At 64.6% G+C, this 21,998-nt stretch carries 17 protein-coding genes; 3 read left to right on the forward strand and 14 right to left on the reverse strand.

What is annotated here, in order from left to right:
- A partial coding sequence (locus tag U5A52_RS30755; protein WP_321937549.1) for a hypothetical protein occupies positions 1-198 on the forward strand: 198 nt, incomplete at its 5' end.
- Between the two features lie 145 nt (positions 199-343).
- On the opposite strand, the gene U5A52_RS30760 is transcribed toward U5A52_RS30755, so the two are convergent.
- The 6 genes from U5A52_RS30760 to U5A52_RS30785 form a co-directional block, all read right to left on the reverse strand.
- Positions 344-1,435, reverse strand: a complete 1,092-nt coding sequence (locus U5A52_RS30760; RefSeq protein ID WP_321914933.1) for a porin — start codon at positions 1,433-1,435, stop codon at positions 344-346.
- An 87-nt stretch (positions 1,436-1,522) separates the two neighbouring features.
- Positions 1,523-2,065 carry a hypothetical protein gene (locus U5A52_RS30765; protein WP_321914929.1) on the reverse strand — a complete coding sequence of 181 codons (543 nt, stop codon included), beginning with the start codon at positions 2,063-2,065 and terminating at the stop codon, positions 1,523-1,525.
- A 301-nt stretch (positions 2,066-2,366) separates the two neighbouring features.
- Positions 2,367-5,420 (reverse strand): efflux RND transporter permease subunit, encoded by a 3,054-nt coding sequence (locus U5A52_RS30770; protein WP_321937551.1) that lies wholly within the window; start codon positions 5,418-5,420, stop codon positions 2,367-2,369.
- On the reverse strand, positions 5,417-6,556 hold the full coding sequence (locus U5A52_RS30775) for an efflux RND transporter periplasmic adaptor subunit (RefSeq protein WP_321937553.1): 1,140 nt from the start codon (positions 6,554-6,556) through the stop codon (positions 5,417-5,419). The genes U5A52_RS30770 and U5A52_RS30775 overlap by 4 nt, the downstream gene beginning before the upstream one ends.
- Positions 6,557-6,561: 5 nt before the next feature.
- The gene (locus U5A52_RS30780; protein ID WP_321937555.1) at positions 6,562-7,908 is read right to left on the reverse strand and encodes a TolC family protein; all 1,347 of its coding nucleotides are present in this window, start codon (positions 7,906-7,908) and stop codon (positions 6,562-6,564) included.
- A 279-nt stretch (positions 7,909-8,187) separates the two neighbouring features.
- Positions 8,188-9,105 (reverse strand): class I SAM-dependent methyltransferase, encoded by a 918-nt coding sequence (locus tag U5A52_RS30785; RefSeq protein ID WP_321937556.1) that lies wholly within the window; start codon positions 9,103-9,105, stop codon positions 8,188-8,190.
- 366 nt (positions 9,106-9,471) lie between these two features.
- On the opposite strand from U5A52_RS30785, the gene U5A52_RS30790 reads away from it, so the two are divergent.
- Positions 9,472-9,768, forward strand: a complete 297-nt coding sequence (locus U5A52_RS30790; protein WP_321937558.1) for a hypothetical protein — start codon at positions 9,472-9,474, stop codon at positions 9,766-9,768.
- 430 nt (positions 9,769-10,198) lie between these two features.
- Here the strand turns inward: U5A52_RS30790 and U5A52_RS30795 are convergent, their stop codons facing one another.
- The gene (locus tag U5A52_RS30795) at positions 10,199-10,423 is read right to left on the reverse strand and encodes a hypothetical protein (RefSeq protein ID WP_321914923.1); all 225 of its coding nucleotides are present in this window, start codon (positions 10,421-10,423) and stop codon (positions 10,199-10,201) included.
- Positions 10,424-10,751: 328 nt separating this feature from the next.
- Here U5A52_RS30795 and U5A52_RS30800 point away from each other — a divergent pair, with 328 nt between their 5' ends.
- Complete coding sequence (locus U5A52_RS30800) at positions 10,752-11,831, forward strand: MBL fold metallo-hydrolase (protein WP_321937560.1); 1,080 nt, start codon at positions 10,752-10,754, stop codon at positions 11,829-11,831.
- 137 nt (positions 11,832-11,968) lie between these two features.
- Here the strand turns inward: U5A52_RS30800 and U5A52_RS30805 are convergent, their stop codons facing one another.
- From U5A52_RS30805 to U5A52_RS30835, 7 genes are all read right to left on the reverse strand, one after another.
- Positions 11,969-12,910, reverse strand: coding sequence for an electron transfer flavoprotein subunit alpha/FixB family protein (locus U5A52_RS30805; protein WP_321937562.1), 942 nt, complete (start codon positions 12,908-12,910; stop codon positions 11,969-11,971).
- Positions 12,911-12,920: 10 nt separating this feature from the next.
- A complete protein-coding gene (locus U5A52_RS30810) occupies positions 12,921-13,670 on the reverse strand; it encodes an electron transfer flavoprotein subunit beta/FixA family protein (protein WP_321937564.1) in 750 nt (249 codons plus the stop codon).
- 67 nt (positions 13,671-13,737) lie between these two features.
- The gene (locus tag U5A52_RS30815; protein WP_321937566.1) at positions 13,738-14,892 is read right to left on the reverse strand and encodes a CaiB/BaiF CoA-transferase family protein; all 1,155 of its coding nucleotides are present in this window, start codon (positions 14,890-14,892) and stop codon (positions 13,738-13,740) included.
- A gap of 135 nt (positions 14,893-15,027) precedes the next feature.
- Positions 15,028-16,701: an electron transfer flavoprotein-ubiquinone oxidoreductase gene (locus tag U5A52_RS30820; protein ID WP_321937568.1), complete on the reverse strand. Its 1,674-nt coding sequence runs from the start codon at positions 16,699-16,701 to the stop codon at positions 15,028-15,030.
- Between the two features lie 43 nt (positions 16,702-16,744).
- Positions 16,745-18,535: an acyl-CoA dehydrogenase gene (locus U5A52_RS30825; protein WP_321914916.1), complete on the reverse strand. Its 1,791-nt coding sequence runs from the start codon at positions 18,533-18,535 to the stop codon at positions 16,745-16,747.
- A gap of 217 nt (positions 18,536-18,752) precedes the next feature.
- Positions 18,753-19,757: an AraC family transcriptional regulator gene (locus tag U5A52_RS30830; protein ID WP_321914915.1), complete on the reverse strand. Its 1,005-nt coding sequence runs from the start codon at positions 19,755-19,757 to the stop codon at positions 18,753-18,755.
- A 123-nt stretch (positions 19,758-19,880) separates the two neighbouring features.
- Positions 19,881-21,875 carry an acetoacetate--CoA ligase gene (locus U5A52_RS30835; protein WP_321937570.1) on the reverse strand — a complete coding sequence of 665 codons (1,995 nt, stop codon included), beginning with the start codon at positions 21,873-21,875 and terminating at the stop codon, positions 19,881-19,883.
- Positions 21,876-21,998: the final 123 nt, after the last annotated feature.

Raw genomic sequence — 21,998 nt, forward strand, 5'->3', positions numbered from 1 at the left:
ACCCTGCAAGGCGGGCATCGGCCGCGATTCGACCGCAAATTTGCCCGGACCGTTGTAGACCAGTGCTTTCATGGCGCCTCCATCGACAAATGGAAATACGCCGGCTCGCCAAGCGCCCTCCTTTCGGTGCGCTGGCGTCCGGCGAGCCCGTCTTCCGCTGCAAGGTTTGCATATTTCGATGCACGGCGACTGCCGTGAGCGGAATCGAAAAAGCGACAACATCGCCCTTGCAATCACGATCGTAGTACTTACGACCGAGGGACCGCTATCCAATGTCCGATGGCCACGAAGTGATGGCGTGTACGTCTACGCGCTACGCATGGTCTCGTTGCGCACGCGAACGCTAGAACAGATGCCGGATGCCGACCTGCACGCCGAATTCGCTCTGACCGGGTCCAGGCGTGAGGAACGAACCCGTCGTAATGCTGGCGCCCGCCATCTTGAACTGCGCGGTACCGTAGTTCTTCAATTCGGATACCGTGCCGTAGAGCCGCGTCCCCTTCGAAAGATCGTAGTTGACGATTGCCCCATATTGCAGGGCGTCGTTGCCAAGGTGCGTGCTGTCCTTGGTGTAGGCAGCACCCGCGCCCACGCTGAAGAACGGCGAGAACCGGTAGTCGGCCGAAAGCGAATACGTGCTGTGCCAGTCCCCGGCCGTGTTGCCAACCGGACCCACCGTCGGGTCATATTTGCCCGCGGGGTTGCTGAGCGCGTTGCCGGTGGTCGCGGAAATCACGTCGTTGGCGCGGAAGTAACCGACGTAGATACGCCCCCACCCGTAGTCGAGATTGCCGCCCGCCATGAATTCCTGCACACGGTTGGAGGCCGTGGCATTCGCCGCATTCAAATACGCGAGCGCGAGATAAACCGGACCCTGGGTGGTCTGCACGCCGGCCTGATACACCGCATTGCCCGCGAGCGTGCCGGGCTGTCCGCCCACTGAATAGTGCAGCTCGACCTGCGTGCCCACGAACTTCGGCGAGATCCACGCAATATCGTTGTCCACGCGCGCCAGCCAGTTCGCGAAGTTGTTGTAGCCCGAGGCGTAAGTGGCCGCGCTGAAGGCGTCCATATTGCCGCTCCAGGCGAACATCGGCGTGTTCTGCCGGCCGAAGCGCACCTCGCCGAACCCACCGCCCACACCGACCCACGCCTGTCGATCGAAGAAGCGATAGCTGTTCTGCAACTTGCCCGTGCCCGGATCGAAGCCGCTCTCCAGCGCGAAATTCACGCGGTAGCCCCCGCCTAAGTCCTCCGTGCCGCGCAAGCCCCACCGGCTCGTCATCAAGCCGTTATTGCCGAGCACGGCGAGCGACGTGGTCTTGCCGGCGACTTTCGTGTTCTGGTAGCCGGCGAACACGTCCAGCACGCCATAAAGCGTCACCGACGATTGCGCCATTGCCGGCGTACTGGCGATGATCGCCGCACTAATCACCGACAAACTAAGGATTCCTCTATTTAACGGCATCGTCATATTCCCCTGTTGTTGACTTTTTGATAGATCGGTGACGGTATTAAGGCGTCAGCGTGCGGGCCCGGTCGCGAGCATGCGCTTGACCACGAGTGCGAGCGGCACGGTGAAGCAAAAGTGCGACATGAAACCGCCGATGATGACGACCGGGTCGTAGTAGTTAGGATGGTTGTCGGATGCGATGCTGATCGCCACGTGCATGACGATCCAGGCAAAGATCGCGTAAAAGAGCGCGACGAACGTGGCCTCGTAGCCGCGGCGGCGGAAATACGGCCAGATCGCGGCGAACAGCACGCCCCAGCCAATGGCGAAGAAGAAATGGATGGCAGTCCCGAGGAAATACGCCCAGATGCCGAGCGCCTCCTGTACGCCCTTGCCGAACACGAGGCCGGTGGCGTTGCGGGGAATGCCCGCAAGCGGCATGAGATGCTGGGCGCCAACCCAGATCAGCGCCTCGTAAATCCAGATGATCACCGCGCCCGTCAAGCCGCCGGCAATGCCGGCGCGCACAATTGCACCGAGAGTCGGCTTGCCGTCGATTGCCGTTCTCGTTCCTTGATATCCACCCTCACCTACGCTTGCATTGCCGCTCATCGCCATCTCCTCTTGTATTCCTGCACGAAATGATTTTTCGTCAAGATAGAAACGGTGAAAGCGGAAAACTACATCGGGTTAACGGCAAGCGAGGGGCGCTCCGCAAGCAAAAACGCGTGCGCAAGGCGTGCCCGTGGCTCACGACGAGCCGCGCAGCGCCAAGCTGGGCAAGGCTTCGCGCGGACTATCCCTCGAAGGCGGGAGTCGGGCAGACCGGGTTAGCGACCCGGCCGCCGATAAGAGAAATCGATACGGTGGAAACGACTTCGCAACGCCACGTCTGCAAACGCACTGCCGCCGCTCACCTGCCCTCCTTCAGCCGCAGCAGGAGGCGTAGCAGCACCGGAAGCACCAGCAGCACGAGCGGCATCTGCACGATCAGGCCCGAGATGATCGCAACGGCGAGCGGTTGCTGCATCGCGGAACCCTGGCCGATTGCGAAGGCAAGCGGCAGCAGCGCAAGAATGGCTGCGATGGTCGTCATCGCGATGGGCCGCAGGCGGTTGCGGCCCGAGGCCTGCAACGCCTCCTCGAGCGGCATGCCTTCGTCGCGCACGAGCCCCTGAAACTCGGAGACATAGAAGATCGCCACCTCCGTCACGATGCCGACGATCATCGTCATGCCCATCATCGCGGAGATGTTCAGCTCGATGCCCGTCACCCACAGGCCGATGAAAACGGCCCCGGTGGCGAGCAGCGGCATCGCCATGACCGCGAGCGCCACACGAAAGCGTTCGTAGAGGAACAGCAGCAAGCCGAACACCAGCGCCACGGCTGCGCCGAATACCGCGAGCAGGCCTCTGAACGCGATCTGCTGTTGCTGGTACAACCCGCCAAGCTCGTAATAGACGCCCTTTGGCAGCAACGCGGAATCGGCGAGCGCGCGCTGCACGTCGGCGATGGTCGAGCCGAGGTCTCGACCATCAATGCGCGCCGTCACCGCCACCATGCGCTTGAGGTTGTCACGGCTGATCTCGGGCTGGCCGCTCACATGCAGCGGGTCGGCAACGCGCGACAGCGCGAACACATGCCCGTCCGGCGCGCGCAACGGCAGGCGTGCGAGTTCGGTGTCCGTCATTTGCAGCGCGCCTTGCGCACGCACGCGCACGCCGACCGTCTTCGGGCCGTTCTGGAACTGCGTGGCGACGTTGCCGTCCAGCAGATCCGAGACCTGCTGCGCGATGGCCTGCGGGTCCATGCCCTCGGCGGCCGCCGCATCGGGACGGATGCGCAGGTCGATGGCGTCGCCGGCAGGGTTAATGCCGTCGTTCACGTCGACGATGCCGCCAATCTTGCCGATGCGTGCAGCCACACGCTGCGCCGTCTTGTCGAGCACGTTTTGGTCGTCCGAGTAGATCTTGATCTGCACGGGCTGGGGAACCGCCGTGAGGTCGCCGATCAGGTCCTCCATCAACTGCGCAAGCTCGACGCTCACACCAGGCACGTTTGTTTCGATCTGCGAACGGATCTCCTCCATCACAGTGTCGATCGACTCGCGGCTGCCCGACTTCAGGCGTACGAAGAAGTCACCCTTGTTCGGCTCGTTCAAGTCGCCGCCCAGTCCCGCGCCGGTGCGCCGCGAATAGGTGGCCACATTCGGATTCGCGCGAATGATCGCCTCGATTTGCTGCATCAGACGATCGGTTTCCGTGATCGACGTTCCCGGCTGCGTGTGATAGTCGAGCACGAAACCGCCCTCGTCCATCGACGGCATGAAGCCGCTCCCCACGCGCGTGAACGCAAGCGCCGACAGCAGCGCGAGCGGCACGACAAGCGCGAGCACCCACATGGGCCGCGCGCTCACGCGCGAGACGAGCCGCGCATAGGTCCGGTTCAGCCATGCCGCGAAACGCGTTTCGCGATGCTCCTCGGCGTCTTGCGCCGTGAGCCAGCGGTCGCAAAGAATCGGAATGGCAAGCCAGGTCACCAGAAACGAAATAAAGAGCGCGCTCGCCATTGTCACGGAAAGCGCCTTGAAGAACGCCCCCGTGACGCCCGAGAGAAACGCCAGCGGCACGAAGATGATCAGCGTTGCCGCTGAAGAGCCGGCGAGCGGCCGCGTGAATTCGAGCGCCGCGCTCATCACGCGGCCATGGAACGCTTGCGCGCCGGCTTCGCGCATGCGCCGCGCGATGTGCTCGATCATCACGATCGCATCGTCGATCACGAGGCCCACTGCCGCCGCCATCCCGCCTAGCGTCATGATGTTGAAGCCCATGCCGAACACGTCTAGCAGCAGAATCGTCGCGGCCATCACCACCGGCACGAGCGCCACGGCAATGAGCGTGATCTTCGTGTTGCGCAGGAACACGAAGAGCGTGAGCGCCGCGAGCACGATGCCAATCATGATGGCATCGCGCACGCTCGTGGCCGAGGCGATCACGAGTTCGCTCTGGTCGTACCAGTTCGCGAGCTTCACGCCTTGCGGCATCTGCGCGCCAAAGTCCTTGATGCGCGCGCGAATCGCTTGCGCCATCGCCACGCTGTTCGCGCCAGGCTGCTGAAAGACGTTGATCAGCACGGCGTCGTGACCATCGGCAGTCACGCGAATCCATTGCGGCACGGTCCCCCGAGCGACGGTGGCGACATCGCCGAGACGGATCTGCGTCGCGCCCGCGGAGGAAACGACTACGTTTTTCAGCGTATCGAGCCCGCTGAATGCCGAATTCGCTACGACGAGATAGAGCTTGTGGTGGTCCTCGATGCGGCCGGTGGCCATCAGCACGTTGCCCGCACCGATCGCGCGCGAGACATCGGCGACCGAAAGCTTGTACGCCGCGAGGCGCGCGGGATCGACGGCAACCTCGAGTTCGTCTCGCGCCCCGCCCGTCACGTCCACGCGTGCCACGCCCGCAACCGAGGAAAGCAGCGGACGCAACTGGAACTGCGCGAGATCGTAGAGTTGCGAGAGCGACAATCGCGACGACGTCAGGCTGTACGCGAGGACCGGAAACACCGTCGGGTCCATCCGGCGGACCTGCATCGTGGTGCCGGGCGGCAGTGTGGCAAGGATCTCGGCGATGGCCGACTGTGCCTGCAACGTGGCTTGCGCCATGTCCGTGCCCCAGTCGAAATTCAGCGAGATCTCAGCCGCGCCGCGGCTCGTGCGGGATTCCACGTCGCGCACGTTCGGCACGCGCCGCAACGCCTCTTCCACCGGCATCGTGACGAGCGTCGCCATCTGTTCAGCGGGACGATCGCCCGCGTCGAGCGAGATCACGGCGCGCGGGAAAGACACGTTCGGAAAGAGCGAGATCGGCAGACGCAGCGCGGTGAGCGCACCGGCAAGCGCGGCAAGCGCGATCACGAACAGAAGCGAGCGCCGATGGCGCTGCATCCACTGGCTGAACGTCATCGCTTGCCGCCTTGCGCCACGCGCACGGCCATGCCGTCTTCGAGTTCGTAGTTGCCGACGACCACGAGCGGCCGCGAGGCGTCGAGCGCACCATCCACGCCGTACGTATTGCCATGCTCGACTTTCACGATCACATCGACGCGGTGCGCCTTGTTGTTCGGCGCAACCTGATACAGATAGCTGCCCTTCGCGTCCTGAAGCACCGAGGCGCGCGGCACGTTCCACCACGTGCCGGTCTGCGTGTCGATGTCGGCCCGCACGCGCGTGCCTGGCAGGAACGCGGTGCCCGTGAGCGGTACGTTCGCACCGACATTCACGAGCTGACTTTGCGCATCGATCACTGCGCCAACGAGCACGACGCGCCCTTGTGCACGCTGCGAACCGAGCGCGGCGGACAGTGGGCGCAACACGACGCGGTCGCCGGCGCGCAGCGTGAGCGCGTCGGCCGGTTCAACGCCTAGCGTTACGTTCGCGGCATGGTTCGCGGGACCATCGGTTGCAACAAGCTGGGCGAGCGCCGTGCCCGCCTGGATCTGGTCGCCCGGCACGGCGGCAAGCTGCGCGACCACGCCGGCCACTGGCGCGGTGACGGTTTTCGAACCCGCGGCAATGCCCGTCGCGCGTTGTGCGGCGAGCGCCTGCTGCGCATCGTCGAGCGCCTTTTGCGCGGCGGCCAACTGCGATTGCGTGGCAAGACCGTCGTGCAAAAGCGCGCCGGTGCGCGCGACTTCGCCACGGGCGAGCGTCGCGGCGCTCTGTGCCTGGGTATAGGCGATCACGGCGTTCGGATCGGCTTGCACGACGAAGAGCGGCGCGCCGCGCGCGACGGTTTGTCCGGACTGTACGAGCACGCGCGTGACGCGTGCGAGATACGGAAGGCTGACGGTCGTGGCGTTCGAGGCGGCCGATGCAACCGAGCCGAAAGCGACAACGGTTTGAGAAACCGGCTCGCGCGTCACGTGCACGACCTGCACGGCAGCAGAAGGCGCAGGCGCGCTGCCCGTCGTGCCGGTGTCGTCTGCGCGCGCGGCATGCGGTGCGAACAGCACTGCGCTGGCAGCGAGCGCGGCCGCCCCGCCGAGTACGCAGACGGCGACACGCGTACGCGTGCCGCAAAGGAAGCGTTGGTCAGTCATAGGGATCAACGTGCGACGAAGGTGTTGGAGGACGCGCTCTCAGCAGTGGCGCCTCGCGCGGGTGGAGTCCGATACGGATCGGGAATCGCACTGCCGAGCAGCGCCTGGAGACCAATGCGTTGTTCCGCTAGCGCTTCGCGCGCGGTGGCGGCGTCGATACGACGCGCGAGCGCCGCGCTTTGCGCATCGACGTACTGCCCTAGCACGATGTTGCGCGCCGCATAGGCGTTGGCCGCCTGCGCGGCGGCGCGCTCGAGCCCCGGCAGCGCAGCGTCGTCCTGATCGAGCTGATGCGTGGCGATCGCGCTGTCCGCACGCAGGTGCGCGATATCCGCGTAAGCCGCGTTCAGGCGGGTCTGGTATTCGTCCGCCAGGCGCTGTCGCGTTGCTTGCTCGATGGCGATATTGCCGCGATTGCGATTGAATACCGGCAACGTGAGATTGATTGCGAAGCCGCTCGTGTAGATTTCCGAAGTGTCGCGCTGCCGTGTAAAGCCCACCGAGAGGCTCGGAAACTGGCTCAGGATTGCGGCGCGGTACTTCTGCTCCTGCGCTTCGTAGCCGGCCTGAAGCGCAATCAGATCGGGACGGCGCTGCGCCAGCATCGCAATGGCGGAATCGAGTGTGCCATCGGCTAGCGGCGTGACTGTCGCGTCGCCTGCAAGCGCCAGCGTCGTGTCGGGCCCGAGTCCGAGCAGCGCGTTGAGGTCGTGGTGCGTCTGCTCGCGCGCGCGTTGCATATCGGTGTATTGCTTGCGCGCGTCTTCGTATGCGGTGAGCGACGCAGTGACAAGGTCAGCCGTTACGTTGTGCTCGCTTGCCGCGCGCGCGGTGCGTTCGTAACGCGTGCGGGCCAGCTCCGCCTGCTGCCCGAGCAGCGGCAACACTTCGTCCTGAAAGCGCGCTCTTACGTACAGTTGCTTGGCCTGCGCCACGACCTGCCACTCCTGCCAGAGCAGACCGAGGTCGGTCTTGCGAACCGTGGCGTTGGCGGATTTCGTGTTCGCGCCACGCGTGAGAATCGCCATCACGTCCATGCTCAGGCCATAGCTGAACGCGCGCGAGAGCCCCACAGCGCCTGGATAGTCGCTGGAAATGCTCACCTGTGGGTCTGGCAGGAGTCCTGCCGAAAACGCCTGCGCTTGCGCAATGCCAAGATCGTCGCGCGCAAGTTTCAGGTCGGGATTATTGGCGACGGCCAGCATCGCGACGTCTTCGATGTCAAAGCCGTCCGTCGGATCGAAGCGATGTGCTGCAAGCTCGGGCAACGGCATTTTCGCGGGATCGATCTGAACCCGTGCAAGCGCGTCCTGCTTGATCAACGAAGGCCCGGTAGCCAATGGCTGCGCCATGTAGCTTGCGCATCCGGCAAGCAGCGCGGCGCCCGATGTCAAAGCGACAAGCGTGGCACGCGAGCAAACAGGAATGGAGAGACGAAAGACGCGCGGCAACGTCGCGCGAGACTGCGGACTGGGCAAAATGCACTCCTTGAGCCAATCCCGCGCTGCATGAATGCGCGAGCCTGAACCTGAACGCAGACACCACACGTTCGTGGCGTAGCGTCAGGCATGCGGCGCATTCTGCAGGGTATACGCTTATGCAATCCTTAAGCAGGCGTTCGGGTGCGATACCTACGGCTTTTTCGCCGTCAGATACGCAATGCGCTCCGCACCGAGCTGCGCCCCGCTTTCGAAAATCGCACGCATGCGAGCTTCCAGGTACATGCGCTCATCGCCGGTAAACTCCTTCTCGAAGACCTCTTCCAGACTGGGCGCCAGCGGGTGAGGCGAGGTACGGCGAAACGTTTCCCAGGGAAGACTGTCTTCCGTTCGCACTTCGATGTGCAATTCCAGATGAATGTCTGTGAATCCCGCGTCGATTGCGAAGCGCACAAGGTCGCGCTCACCGTAGTTCGTAATCGGCAGCGCGCGCGCTTTCTCCTCCGTGTCGGGGAACTGTGCCGCCCGGCATCGAAGCAGCAAGGGAAAGAACGGATCCTCGGTGTTGAATGCACGGGCATCGACCAGTTGCTTGAGCATGCAGACCTCAAGCGCTTCGTCGCGCAAAATCGGTTCCGCGATGGCAAAGCGAGCGCCTGGCTTGAGTATTCGATAGAGCTCTCGCATCGCAGCGGGCTTGTCTTCCACATACGCGAGAGCCGCGCGCATCGTGGCGGCATCGACCGCGTCATTGGCAATGCCTTCCAGCTTCTCGGCGCTGCCGTGCGTGAATGCGCACTGCCCTCTCACACCCAGACTTCTGGCGGTCTCTTCCGTGTGCCGCAGCAACGCAGGCGAAACATCGGTCATGAGCACCCTCAGCGAGGCGCCGGCCCGTTCGATCGCGCGAAACCCCACGAGACCATCACCCGTGCCGATGTCGGCCAGTGTCATGCCCGGACGAAGGCGAACGTAATCCAGGACGCGGTCTGCGTATTTCGTGATCTCAGCACGGACCTCGTGCTCATGGGCGCGATCGTCGCCATGACGCTGCCGGAGCACCCATGTGGACCAGTTATCGTGAGTCACGTTGTTCGTAAGCGGCAGCAAGATAGATTTCCAGAGAAAACTTGAAAGATCTGCGGGATGGTAGCTTTGGATTCTGATGAACTCCTTATCGAAGCGATATTCCCAACGTGGAGTCCCTATTTTTTCGATGGCAAAGTTTTACCCGCCTTTTACCTGAATAAAAGTCGCTTTCATTCCAGAAATTGCGGGCGAAGGCTTCGACAGGCAGGCGTACCAAGGCTTGAGGGCGAGGCATTATGAATGGCGTCGACGCGAATTGAACCGTAGCTTATGCGAGCCTTAATTTGACTCCTTTTCACGAAATAAATACTGCTTAAGTATTTGGAAGGTGCTCCGATAAACCGTGCGCTGTTCGCGGTTTTTCTCTCTTTCTTTGGAGACCTTCTAATGACAATCCAGGCAGTTTCTAGCCAACCCGCCACTGCAACTGTGGCGAATACCGGCGCGCAGAACCAGCAGGCGACTGCCGCTGCGCAACCGGCCAGCACGACGCAGACGCAGTCCACTACGACGACACCGAGTTCGACGTCGTCGGCTTCCTATGCCGTCACGATCAGCAACGCCGCACGCGCTGCATTGGCCGAAGCCACCGAATCATCGGTGCAGACCGCGCAAGAAGCCAACCGCGGAGATCATCAGGCTCAACGCCTGCTTGCGAAGGAGCAGGCCAACAAGATTGGATGACGAGCGAAGCATGTGACAGAGGCTGTCTGACGACCGCTATGCACGCGCGTTTGTGATCCGCTTGCACGTCGCGCGAAAGCCGCGACGTGCAAGCCTGCCGCTTTTCAGCACAATCGCTACACACGCTCCATACGAGGTAGCAAAAACATGCTGTTGCGATAACTATTCTTATCACAATGCATCGATAACTTAGGAAAACTCGCCGCTCCAGAAACGTGCCAGAGTCGGCCGCCGCGTAGCCTGCAAGCGGCGTCCTGAACGCGAATCAAGGGATTGCCTGCGCCGCGGCCAGCCATGGCAGCCGCAGGACGAGCGAAGAAGACGGGGAATGATGTGAGCGGCGCCATGCGCCCGGCGGCGCCACGCAGAACTTCATCTGCTGCATGTGCCGCAAAGAGATTGCGCGAACGCGCTTATCGCATGCGCGATTTCAGGACGCGAACGCGAGCGCCGCGTCTACCGGAAGATTTTCGAGCGCACGGCTGCCGTCGCGCAGCGCTTCGCTCTCGCCGTTGAAGGCCGTTTCGCTGTACGCGATGAGCTTGAAGCCACTACCCGCGCTGCGAGGGATGGTGATGCCCCAATGCCACCCTCCTTCCTGTTCGAAGACGTGCAGCTTTGGCGATGCATGCGATAGGTTTGATCGAGTCGTCATGTCACGCCCTCCTTTGCGAAAGCGTCGAGGTAGCCGGCAGACCAAGTCAGTGTAGGCATCATTTTGTTGCGGCGCAATAAATATCGACGTTGAGGGGCGATGCTACGCCATCCGGCGTCGTCATCTGGCAACAAAGCGAAACAGGCGGCAACGAGACGCAACAAGCGGAAACAAAAGTAAACAGGTGTGGGCAGTACGAAATCGTGCCTCAGGCTCGCGCGTTATGCACTCTGCCCCCCAAACGAAGGTGGGCGGCCACGCCGCGTTCGCGCTATCCTGCGCGATGCGCGCAAGTTTGCGCGCCCCATTTCCTTATGTGCCACGAAGCATGACCGAACGCACCGAAGACCTCTCCCACAGCCCGCAAACGGCGCTGCGCTTCCCTTACGCAGAACCGCCTGCGCCCGGTTCGACCCTCGAGATCGCGCCGGGCGTGCGCTGGCTGCGCATGCCGCTGCCCTGGGCGCTCGACCACATCAACGTGTGGCTCATCGACGAGGCCGACGGTTGCGCGGTCATCGATACGGGCGCACGCACGGACGCTGCCACGGACGTGTGGCGCGCGATCCTCGCGCAAGGCGGCGAGGCGCGAGCGGCCTCCCGCGTGACGCGCGTGCTGGCCACGCATATGCACCCCGATCATGTGGGCATGGCCGGCTGGCTCACGCGCGCATTCGACTGCCGGCTCTGGATGACGCGCACCGAGTACTTCAACTGCCGCGTGGCCGCCGCCGACACGGGCCGCGAAGCGCCCGCCGACGCGCTCGACTTCTATCGCCGTGCGGGCTGGAGCGAGTCGGCAATCGATGTCTACCGTGCTCGTTTTGGCCGCTTTGGCCAGTATATCCACGCACTGCCAGAAAGCTTCCGGCGCCTGCAGGACGGCGAGGTCGTGCGCATCGGCGCGTACGACTGGCGCGTGATCGTCGGCATGGGGCATTCGCCGGAACACGCCTGCTTCTACTGCCCGGCGCTCAAGCTATTCGTTTCCGGCGACCAGGTGCTCCCACGCATCTCCTCGAACGTCTCGGTTTATCCGATCGAGCCCGACGCGGACCCCATGGCCCAGTGGTACGCCTCGTTCGACAAACTGCAACGCGAAGTGCCCGACGATGTGCTCGTGCTTCCCTCCCATAACGACTGCTTTTACGGGCTCCACGCGCGCATCGAGCGTTTGCGCCAGGGGCAGGACAAGAGCCTCGCACGTCTGCGCGCAACGCTCGCCGAACCACGCCGCGCCGTGGATGTGTTCGGTGCGCTGTTCGCGCGGCGCATTGGCGAGGACGATCTCGCGCAGATGAGCCTCGCGACCGGCGAGAGCCTTGCGTGCCTGAACTACCTGACCTACCGCGGCGAAGTGAAACGCGAACTGCGCGACGACGGCATGTACTGGTATTCACTCACGTAAAAAAACGCGGGCATAAAAAATGGCAGGCAAGGCGCATCGCACCCTGCCTGCCACAAGCCGCATCGACGGCACGCACCGGAAAACCCGGAAAATTTTCGGCGCGGCCAGTGACGCTTGCACTGGCCGCAACGCTTCGCCTAGAGCGTCGCCACCAGTTCAGGCACTGCCTCGAACAGGTCCGCTTCGAGGCCGAAATCGGCCACACTGAAGATCGGCGCTTCGGCATCCTTATTGATCGCCACGATCACCTTCGAGTCCTTCATGCCCGCGAGATGCTGGATCGCGCCGGAAATGCCGCACGCGATGTACACCTGAGGCGCGACGATCTTGCCGGTCTGCCCCACTTGCCAGTCGTTCGGAGCGAAGCCGGCATCCACGGCTGCGCGGCTCGCGCCAAGCGCGGCGCCGAGCTTGTCGGCGAGCGGCGTGAGCACGGCGTTGAACTTCTCGCTGCTGCCAAGCGCCCGACCGCCGCTCACGACGATGCGCGCATCCGCAAGCTCGGGCCGCTCGCTCTTCACCACAACGCGTTCGACGAACGCGCTCAGGCCGCTGTCCGCAACCGCTGCGACACTTTCGACCTGTGCGGCGCCGCCCTGCGCCGCTGCATCGAAGCCCGTCATGCGCACCGTGACGATCTTCACTGCTTCGGCGCTTTGCACGGTCTGAATCGCGTTACCCGCGTAGATTGGCCGCTCGAACGTGTCCGCGCTCACCACGCGCGTGATCTCGGAGATCTGCGCGACGTCCAGCAGCGCGGCCACGCGAGGCGCGACGTTCTTGCCCGCACTCGTGGCGGCAAAAAGGATGTGGCCATAATTGGCGGCCACGGCCAGCACTTGCGCGGCGACGTTTTCGGCGAGCGAATCGGCGAGTGCCGCGCCATCCGCGTGGAGCACCTTCGCAACCCCCGCAATGCGCGACGCTGCCTCTGCTGCGCCTGCCGCGTTGTGACCCGCCACCATCACGTGCACGTCATCGCCGCATTGGAGGGCGGCCGTCACCGTGTTGAGGGTGGCCGACTTGATCGAGACGTGGTCGTGCTCGGCGACGACCAGAACCGGTTTACCAGCAGTCATTTGCTTTCCTTCAGATCACTTTCGCTTCGTTCTTCAGCTTCGCGACGAGCGTCGCGACGTCGGGCACCTTGACGCCGGCCGCGCGGCCCGCCGGCTCCGCGGTCTTGAGCGTGGTGAGGCGCGGCGCGACGTCCACGCCGAGTTGCGCGGGCGTGGTCGTGTCGAGCGGCTTTTTCTTGGCCTTCATGATGTTGGGGAGCGTCGCGTAGCGCGGCTCGTTCAGGCGCAAGTCGGTCGTCACGATGGCCGGCAGCGCAAGCTGCACGGTCTCGAGGCCGCCGTCGATTTCGCGCGTCACGCGTGCTTTGCCCTCTGCGATCTCGACCTTGCTCGCGAACGTCGCCTGCGGGCGCGCGGTGAGCGCGGCCAGCATCTGGCCCGTCTGGTTGCAGTCATCGTCGATGGCCTGCTTGCCGAGGATCACGAGTTGCGGCGCTTCCTTCTCGATCAGCGCCTTGAGGAGCTTGGCGACGGCGAGCGGTTCGAGCGCGGCGTCCGTTTCGATCAGCACGCCACGGTCGGCGCCGATCGCCATGGCCGTGCGCAGCGTCTCCTGGCAGGCGGCGGGACCGCACGACACGGCGACCACCTCGCTCGCCACGCCCTGCTCCTTCAGCCGCACGGCCTCCTCAACGGCGATTTCGTCGAACGGATTGATGCTCATCTTGACGTTCGCGAGATCGACGCCCGAGCCGTCCGCCTTGACGCGAACCTTCACGTTGGCGTCCACCACGCGTTTGATTGCTACCAACACCTTCATGTCTTCCTCCAGATCGATACATTCGATGCCGCTGCTCGATACGCACAATCGCGCCGTGCAGCGTCACTTACTCCTGATAACCGAGCCCATGCTCCCGCATGCGCGCAATCGTCCCTTCGTCGAAGCCCCAGTCGAGCAGCGCGGCAAGGCCCTGTTCGCCTCGCGCCGGTGCCTGGCGGCCGATGGCCGAAGGCGTAGCCGAGAAGCGCGGCGCGGGCGCCGGCTGCACGACGCCGTGCGCCTCGACGAAGCTTGCGCGCGCAACGTTGTGCGGATGCCTCGGTGCTTCGGAAAAGCCCAGCACGGGCGCGACGCAGGCGTCGCTTCCCTCGAACACGGCGCACCATTCGTCGCGTGTACGCGTGAGGAACGCCGCCTCGAAATGCTGCCGCAGCACGGGCCAACCGTTACGGTCGTGCTGCTTCGGCAGGTCGGCATGGGCAAGCCCGAGTTTGTCGAGCAACTGCGCATAGAAGCGCGATTCCACCGCGCCCACCGCCATGTAGTGGCCATCTTTCGTGAGATAGCTGTCGTACCAGGGCGTGCCGCCGTCGAGCAGATTGCTCTCGCGTGCTTCGCGCCAGTTGCCGGACGCGATCAGCCCCCACACGATCGAGCCGAGTTGCGCCGCGCCCTCGACCATGGCCGCGTCCACCACCTGGCCCGCGCCGCCGCGCTGCACGTTGCATAGCGCCGCCACCACACCGAGCGCGAGCAGCATGCCGCCGCCGCCATAGTCGCCCACGAGGTTCAGCGGCGGCACCGGCGCCTCTCCTGCGCGCCCGATGCCGGAAAGCACGCCCGATAGCGCGATGTAGTTGAGGTCGTGGCCGGCGCGCTGTGCGAGCGGCCCGCTCTGCCCCCAGCCGGTCATGCGGCCATAGACGAGTTTCGGATTGCGCGCGAGCGCCGCTTCGGGGCCGAGACCCAACCGCTCCATTGCGCCGGGGCGAAAGCCCTCGATGAGGACATCGGCCTCGGCAATCAGGTCCAGTGCGACCTGTGCCGCTTCGGGACGCTTGAGGTCGAGCGTGATCGAGCGGCGGCCGCGCCCCGTCACATCCACATGCACGCCATCGCGCTTCGGCCCGAGATCGTCGGGGGCAACGGGCCGGTTCACGCGGATGATGTCCGCCCCCATGTCGGCCAGCAGCATCGTGCCGAAGGGAGCCGGGCCGATTGCCTCGAACTCCAGCACGCGAAAACCGCTCAATACGCCCATTCCCTGTCTCCGTTGCGTTGTTGCCGTCACGATGAACATACGGCAAACCGTCGCAGTTGAACCCACCCGGTAGCGGTGGGTGGAGCCGGCGCAAGGGAATGGTTCTACAAGGGGCGCGAACGCGCGGCCCCGCGCTTACATGTTCGGATAGTTCGGACCGCCGCCGCCTTCCGGCGTGACCCACACGATGTTCTGCGTCGGGTCCTTGATGTCGCAGGTCTTGCAGTGCACGCAGTTCTGCGCGTTGATCTGCAGACGATGGTCGTCCTGCTCGTCCTTCACGAACTCATAGACGCCTGCGGGGCAAAAGCGCGCCTCGGGGCCGGCGTAAGTCGCGAGGTTGATACCGACGGGCACGCTCGCATCCTTGAGCGTCAAGTGTGCGGGCTGATTCTCTTCGTGGTTCGTGTTCGAGATGAACACCGAGGAGAGCCGGTCGAACGTGAGCTTGCCATCAGGTTTCGGATACTCGATCGGTTTGCATTGCGAAGCCGGTTTCAGCATCTCGTGATCGCGGTGCTGGTGATGCAGCGTCCACGGCACGTTGCCGCCCAGCAACTTCTGCTCGATGCCCACCATCAGTGTGCCCAGGTACAGGCCCTTGCTCATCCACTGCTTGAAGTTGCGCGCCTTGTACAGCTCCGTGTAGAGCCACGACTGCTTGAACGCTTCGGGGTAGGCCGCGAGTTCATCGCTCTGGCGGCCGGCCTGCACGGCTTCGAACGCCGCATCTGCGGCCAGCATGCCGGTCTTGATCGCCGCGTGGCTGCCCTTGATGCGCGAGGCGTTCAGGAAGCCCGCGTCGTCGCCCACGAGCGCGCCGCCCGGGAACACGAGCTTGGGCAGCGACATCAGGCCGCCTGCGGTGATCGCGCGTGCGCCATACGACACGCGCTTGCCGCCTTCGAGGTACTTGCGGATTTCCGGGTGCGTCTTGTAACGCTGGAACTCTTCAAACGGCGAAAGGTACGGGTTCTGGTACGCGAGACCGACGACAAAACCCACCATCACCTGGTTGTTGTCGATGTGGTAGAGGAACGAGCCGCCATACGTATCGGATTCGAGCGGCCAGCCCGCCGTGTGGATCACGAGACCCGGCTGGTGCTTCGCCGGATCGATTTCCCACAGTTCCTTGATGCCGATACCGTAGACCTGCGGGTCCGAATCCTTGCCCAGCTTGAACTTCTCGTTCAGCTGGCGGCCCAGGTGTCCGCGGCAGCCTTCGCAGAACAGCGTGTACTTGGCGTGCAGCTCCATGCCGAGCTGGAAGTTCTCGGTGGGCTCGCCGTCCTTGCCGACACCCATGTTGCCGGTGGCGACGCCCTTCACCGAGCCATCGTCGTTGTAGAGCACTTCCGCAGCCGGAAAACCGGGGAAGATTTCCACGCCCAGCGCCTCGGCCTGCTGGCCCAGCCAGCGCGTGACATTGGCGAGGCTGATGACGTAATTGCCGTGGTTCTTGAAGTTGTCGGGCAGCGCCCAGTTCGGCACGCCCTTCGCGCCGGTCTCCGTGAGAAACAGGAACTTGTCCTCAGTCACGGGCACGTTCAGCGGTGCGCCCTGTTCCTTCCAGTCCGGCATCAGCTCGTTCAGGGCACGCGGATCCATGACCGCGCCCGAGAGGATATGCGCCCCGATTTCCGAGCCCTTTTCCAGCACGCAAACGCCGATTTCAGCGCCTTTTTCCGCGGCCAGCTGCTTCAGGCGGATCGCAGCGGACAGCCCGGCGGGGCCACCGCCGACGATCACGACGTCGTATTCCATCGACTCACGTGGGCCGTACTGCGCAATCAGATCACTCGACGACATATCCTCTTCCTTGCTTGCTAACTGAGCGCCCTAAACCGCTCTATCAAAACTGCACTTCGCTCAGCGCGAGCACGCCAGCGTCGCCCTTTGCGGCCAGGATCGACGTTTCGAGGGCGCCTGCCTGCGGGAGAATGTGCTCTGCGTAGAACTGCGCGATCGCGATCTTCGCGCCGTGGAACTCGGCGTCGTTCGCGAGTTCGCGTTGCGACACGAGCAGCGCGCGCGCCATTTGCCAGCCGCACAGCACGATGCCCGCAAGCTTCAGATACGGCACGCTGCCAGCGAACACCGCGTTCGGGTCGCTCTTGACGTTCGCAACCACGTAGTCGACGACGTTCGCCAGCGAACGCGCGCCCTTTTCCAGCTGCTCGCGCATCGATGCCGCTGCCGCGCCGCCGGCCTGCCCGAGTTCTTCGGCAGTGCGTGCGATCTCGCCAAGCAACGCCTTCGCCACCGCGCCGCCGTCGCGCACCGTCTTGCGGCCGACCAGGTCGTTCGCCTGAATCGCCGTGGTGCCTTCGTAGATCGCGAGAATGCGCGCGTCGCGGTAGTACTGCGCGGCGCCCGTTTCCTCGATGAAGCCCATGCCGCCATGCACCTGGACGCCGAGGCTCGTCACCTCGTTGACCATTTCCGTGCTCCAGCCCTTCACGATCGGCACGAGGTATTCGTAGATCGCGAGATTGCGGGCGCGCACTTCAGGGTCGGCGTGGTAGTGCGCGTTGTCGCTATAGGCCGCGGCGACATAAGCGAGCGCACGGGCGCCTTCGGTCATCGCGCGCATCGAGCCGAGCATGCGGCGCACGTCCGGATGATGAATGATGGTCGCCGACTGCTTGAGCGAGCCGTCGACGGGGCGGCTCTGCACACGCTCCTTCGCGTACGCCACGGCCTTCTGGTACGCGCTTTCCGCGACGCCCACGCCCTGCATGCCCACGCCAAAGCGCGCCGCGTTCATCATGATGAACATGTATTCGAGGCCGCGATTCTCCTCGCCCACGAGATAGCCGATCGCGCCGCCATGGTCGCCGTATTGCAGCACGGCCGTCGGGCTTGCCTTGATACCGAGCTTGTGTTCGATCGACACGCAATGCACGTCGTTGCGCGCGCCGAGCGAGCCGTCGTCGTTCACGAGGAACTTCGGCACGACGAAGAGCGAGATGCCTTTCACGCCTTCGGGCGCGTTGGGCGTGCGCGCCAGCACGAGGTGAACGATGTTCTCCGCCATGTCGTGCTCGCCCCACGTGATGAAGATCTTCGTGCCGAAGACCTTGTACGTGCCGTCGCCCTGCGGTTCGGCGCGCGAGCGCACGAGTGCGAGGTCGGAGCCGGCCTGCGGCTCGGTGAGGTTCATCGTGCCGGTCCAGTCACCCGAGATGAGCTTCGGCACGTAGCGCGCCTTCAGTTCCTCGCTGCCCGCGGTGAGCAGCGCCTCGATGGCGCCGTCGGTCAACAGCGGGCACAGCGCGAACGAGAGGTTCGCCGCGTTGAGCATTTCGATGCAAGGCGTGGCGATCAGCTTGGGCAGCGCCTGGCCACCGAACTCGGACGGATGCTGCAGACCCTGCCAGCCGCCCTCGACATACTGGCGGAACGCGAGCGCGAAGCCCGGCGTTGCCGTGACCTCGCCGTCGCGCCAGCTGCTCGGCGTGCGGTCGCCTTCCACGTTCAGCGGCGCGATGACTTCGCCGGAGAGCTTCGCGCACTCGTCCAGCACGGCCTGTGCGGTGTCGAAACCAGCGTCCTCGAAACCCGGCAGGGTTGCGACGGCGTCGATGCCGGCCAGCTCTTTCAGCACGAACAGCATGTCCTTGACGGGGGCGTTATAGCTCATGATCGGTCCTTCCAGTCACTCAGGGGTCAAAATGGATGCGCCGCCGGGCCAGGGATGTCTGGGTGGCCACGTTGCGGCAGTACAGGACGGATCGTAGCGGCAATCGGTCGCCATACCACTGTCCAAACCGGACCACATGGTGACAATTCTGGCCACGCTATTGGCCGCTGTGCCCACCCATCATGGGTGGGCGTGCGCGCTTTGTGGCGGGCGGCGCTCAGCCGCGGCGGCGATACGTGCCGGGCGTGCTGCCGGTCCAGTGGCGAAAGGCGCGATGGAAGGCGCTGGGGTCGTCGAAACCGAGATCGCCGCCGATGGCCGCGATCGTGTCCTGGGTGTCGGTGAGGCGCTGGATCGCCACGTCGCGGCGCAGTTCGTCCTTGAGCGCCTGGAACGTGGTCTCCTCCGCGGCGAGGCGGCGGCAGAGCGTACGGACCGAGCAGTGCAGGCTGTCGGCCGCCGCTTCGATGGTCGGCAGGTCGGGCAGCTGCGCGGCAAGGTACTGGCGCACGTTGTGGCTCACGAGCTGCTCGCTGAACGTTTCGAAGATCCAGTCGCCGGGCGAGCGCGCGAGAAACGCGCGCAGGTTGCGCTTGCTCTGCCGGATCGGCATGTCGAGATAGGCCGCGCTAAAGCGCATCAGCGTGGCCTCGCTGCCAAAGCGCACGGGCCCATGGAAGAAGTAGCGGTGATCGAGCGCGTGCGGCGGCTGCGCACAGGCGAAATCGACCTGCAGAAGCGGAATGCGCTGGCCGATCAGCCAGGAACACACGCCGTGTGCGAGCTTGAGCGTCAGTTCCTGCCCGAGCGGCCCGATCGCGCCATACGCGGCATTGGCGCGTAATGCCACCTGGGCCACGAGCCCCTGGCGGCGCGATTCGAGCCGGAAATCGTCGAGCACGATGTGGAAGAACTGGTCGAAGCGATGCAGCGCCGTTTCGAGGTTGCGCGCATCGAGCAGGCTCAGGCAGAGAAACTTGAGCGTGCCGCTGCGCAGCGGCCGGCTGAAGATGCCGGGCATCTCGTCGTCGAGTTCGATGGCGAGCGTCTGGTAGAGCGTGGAGAACTGCTCTTCCGTCACCCGGCCGCCCGGCTTGGCGAGCAGTTCCAGCGCGATGCCCGCCTCGTTCAGATAGCGGCGGATCACAGCGGGCTCGGCACCGGCGCCGGCGAGAAAGCCGTTGACGAGCGAGATGGGAACGGTGGCGCTAGGCGATGGCATGCGTTGACAATGGAAGGCCGTGGAAACGGACCGACTTAGGCGTCAGCCCGCGCGCGCCATTCTAAATCGGCGCGGCCGAAACGGCGCTGCCGCGCCCCGAAGTCTTGCGCTGTCGCGGGCCGCTTAGTGCGCTTCGCCCCTCGCCTGCGCAAATTCAGCAAACCACGCGAGACTCTCCGGGTTGGCCATGGTGTCCGGATTGGCCACCTTCTCGAGCGGCTGCCCGAGCAGAAGCCGCTTGATCGGCACCTCCATCTTCTTGCCCGAGAGCGTGCGCGGAACGGCCGCTACCTGATGGATCTCGTCGGGCACGTGGCGCGCCGAGAGCGCCTCGCGCACGCGCGCGCGAATGCGCTGCGCGAGCGCGTCGGTCAGCTCGACACCGGGGCGCAACACCACGAAGAGCGGCATTGACGAGGCGCGCCCCAGGTACTCCAGATCGACCACGAGGCTGTCCAGCACCTCGGGTACCGACTCCACCGCGCGATACAGCTCGCTCGTGCCCATGCGAATGCCGTGACGGTTGATGGTGGCGTCCGAGCGACCATAGATGACCGCGCCGCCCCGGGGGGTGATGCGCAGCCAGTCGCCGTGGCGCCAGATGCCAGGAAACATGTCGAAGTAGCTCTCGCGGTAGCGGCGGTTCGCTTCGTCGCGCCAGAAGTAGAGCGGCATCGAAGGCATGGGCGCGGTGCACACGAGTTCGCCGACTTCGTCGATGCGCGCGTGCCCGGCCTCATCGAACGCCTCGACTCGCGCGCCAAGGCATCGGCACTGCATTTCGCCGAGATAAACCGGCAAGGTCGGCACGCCTGCGAGGAAGCAGCCCGCGAAATCGGTGCCGCCCGAAATCGCGTCGATCCACACCGGGCCCACGTGTTCGAGTATCCACGCGTACGCTTCGGGGGGCAGCGGCGAGCCGGTTGAGCCGACCGCGCGCAGGCGCGAGAGATCCGCCGCCGCGCGCGGCTCGACACCGGACTTCAGGCATCCCTGGAAATACGCCGCCCCGGCGCCGAAGAACGTGACGCCCGTCTCGCCCACGAAGCGCCACAGCGCCTGCGCGTCAGGGTACGTGGGGTTGCCGTCGTAGAGACAGAGCGTCGCCCCCGCGAGCAGGCCGCCCACCTGGCAGTTCCACATGATCCAGTTCGTGCTGGCGTACCAGTGAAAACGGTCGCCGGGGCTCAAGTCGAGGTGCAGCGCAGTGAGCTTCACGTGCTCCACCACGATGCCGCCGTGCGAATGCACGATGGCCTTGGGCATGCCCGTCGTGCCCGATGAATAAACGATCCACAGTGGATGGTCGAACGGCACACTCTCGATTTGCAGCGGGACGTTTCCCGCGACTGCGTCGCGCCACGCCGTCGCTTGCGGGTACTCCTTCACGTTGGCGTCGGGATCGAGCTGCGGGACGAACACGAGGTGCGCCACGCTCGACAACTCGCGCAGCAAATGGTGGATCAGTTCGCGCCGGTCGTGCGGCTTGCCGCCGTAGCGATAGCCGTCCACGGCGAACAGCACCTTGGGCTCGATCTGCCGGAAGCGGTCGAGGACCGCGAGCGGGCCCATGTCGGGCGAGCACACCGACCAGATCGCCCCCACGCTCGCCGTGGCAAGAAATGCCACGACGGTCTCTGGCGTGTTCGGCATGAAAGCCGCCACGCGGTCGCCGCGGGTCACGCCCATACGCCGCAGCGTGGCCGCGCAAGCCGCCACCTGGCGGCGCAGCTCCGCCCAGCTCAATTCGCGCGTGCGCCCGGCCGTCGGGCCGCTCTCGCTGCGCGACACGATCGCGGGTCGTGCCTCGCTCGCAAGCTGGAAAGCCCGTTCGACGTAGTTCAACTCGACGCCGGGAAACCAGCGCGCGCCGGGCATCGCGGCGTCGGCTAGCGCCACGCCGCGCGGCTCGCGCGAGGGAATCTGCGCCCAGTCCCAGAGCGCGCACCAGAACGCGTCGACGTCCTCGACCGACCAGCGCCATAGCGCGTCGTAGTCGTCGAACGTCAGACCGCGCGTATCGCCGAGCCACTTCGTGAACTGGGTGATGCGGGCCGATTCGACCTGCTGCGGCGTCGGAGTCCAGGCCGGAGGGGATGCGGTGAGCGTTTCGTTCATCTCGTTGCGCGGGCGCTTGCGGGTTTGTCTGACCTAATGGTGCCGGAGCCAGTGCGCCTCGAACAATTCAGGGAAACCAGTGGAAGAGGCTCGCTTACATTCACTCACAGCGATGTCCGCTAA

This window comes from Paraburkholderia sp. J8-2 (assembly GCF_905220195.1).
In the GTDB taxonomy this organism is placed as follows: Bacteria; Pseudomonadota; Gammaproteobacteria; order Burkholderiales; family Burkholderiaceae; genus Paraburkholderia.

What these genes read in the sequence shown, in the direction of transcription:
- U5A52_RS30825 (WP_321914916.1), bottom strand. Translation starts at nt 18,535, where the DNA reads ATGAGCTATAACGCCCCCGTCAAGGACATGCTGTTCGTGCTGAAAGAG.
- U5A52_RS30815 (WP_321937566.1), bottom strand. Translation starts at nt 14,892, where the DNA reads ATGGGCGTATTGAGCGGTTTTCGCGTGCTGGAGTTCGAGGCAATCGGC.
- U5A52_RS30780 (WP_321937555.1), bottom strand. Translation starts at nt 7,908, where the DNA reads ATGGCGCAGCCATTGGCTACCGGGCCTTCGTTGATCAAGCAGGACGCG.
- U5A52_RS30775 (WP_321937553.1), bottom strand. Translation starts at nt 6,556, where the DNA reads ATGACTGACCAACGCTTCCTTTGCGGCACGCGTACGCGTGTCGCCGTC.
- U5A52_RS30790 (WP_321937558.1), top strand. Translation starts at nt 9,472, where the DNA reads ATGACAATCCAGGCAGTTTCTAGCCAACCCGCCACTGCAACTGTGGCG.
- U5A52_RS30770 (WP_321937551.1), bottom strand. Translation starts at nt 5,420, where the DNA reads ATGACGTTCAGCCAGTGGATGCAGCGCCATCGGCGCTCGCTTCTGTTC.
- U5A52_RS30805 (WP_321937562.1), bottom strand. Translation starts at nt 12,910, where the DNA reads ATGACTGCTGGTAAACCGGTTCTGGTCGTCGCCGAGCACGACCACGTC.
- U5A52_RS30835 (WP_321937570.1), bottom strand. Translation starts at nt 21,875, where the DNA reads ATGAACGAAACGCTCACCGCATCCCCTCCGGCCTGGACTCCGACGCCG.
- U5A52_RS30810 (WP_321937564.1), bottom strand. Translation starts at nt 13,670, where the DNA reads ATGAAGGTGTTGGTAGCAATCAAACGCGTGGTGGACGCCAACGTGAAG.
- U5A52_RS30820 (WP_321937568.1), bottom strand. Translation starts at nt 16,701, where the DNA reads ATGTCGTCGAGTGATCTGATTGCGCAGTACGGCCCACGTGAGTCGATG.
- U5A52_RS30800 (WP_321937560.1), top strand. Translation starts at nt 10,752, where the DNA reads ATGACCGAACGCACCGAAGACCTCTCCCACAGCCCGCAAACGGCGCTG.
- U5A52_RS30765 (WP_321914929.1), bottom strand. Translation starts at nt 2,065, where the DNA reads ATGAGCGGCAATGCAAGCGTAGGTGAGGGTGGATATCAAGGAACGAGA.
- U5A52_RS30830 (WP_321914915.1), bottom strand. Translation starts at nt 19,757, where the DNA reads ATGCCATCGCCTAGCGCCACCGTTCCCATCTCGCTCGTCAACGGCTTT.
- U5A52_RS30795 (WP_321914923.1), bottom strand. Translation starts at nt 10,423, where the DNA reads ATGACGACTCGATCAAACCTATCGCATGCATCGCCAAAGCTGCACGTC.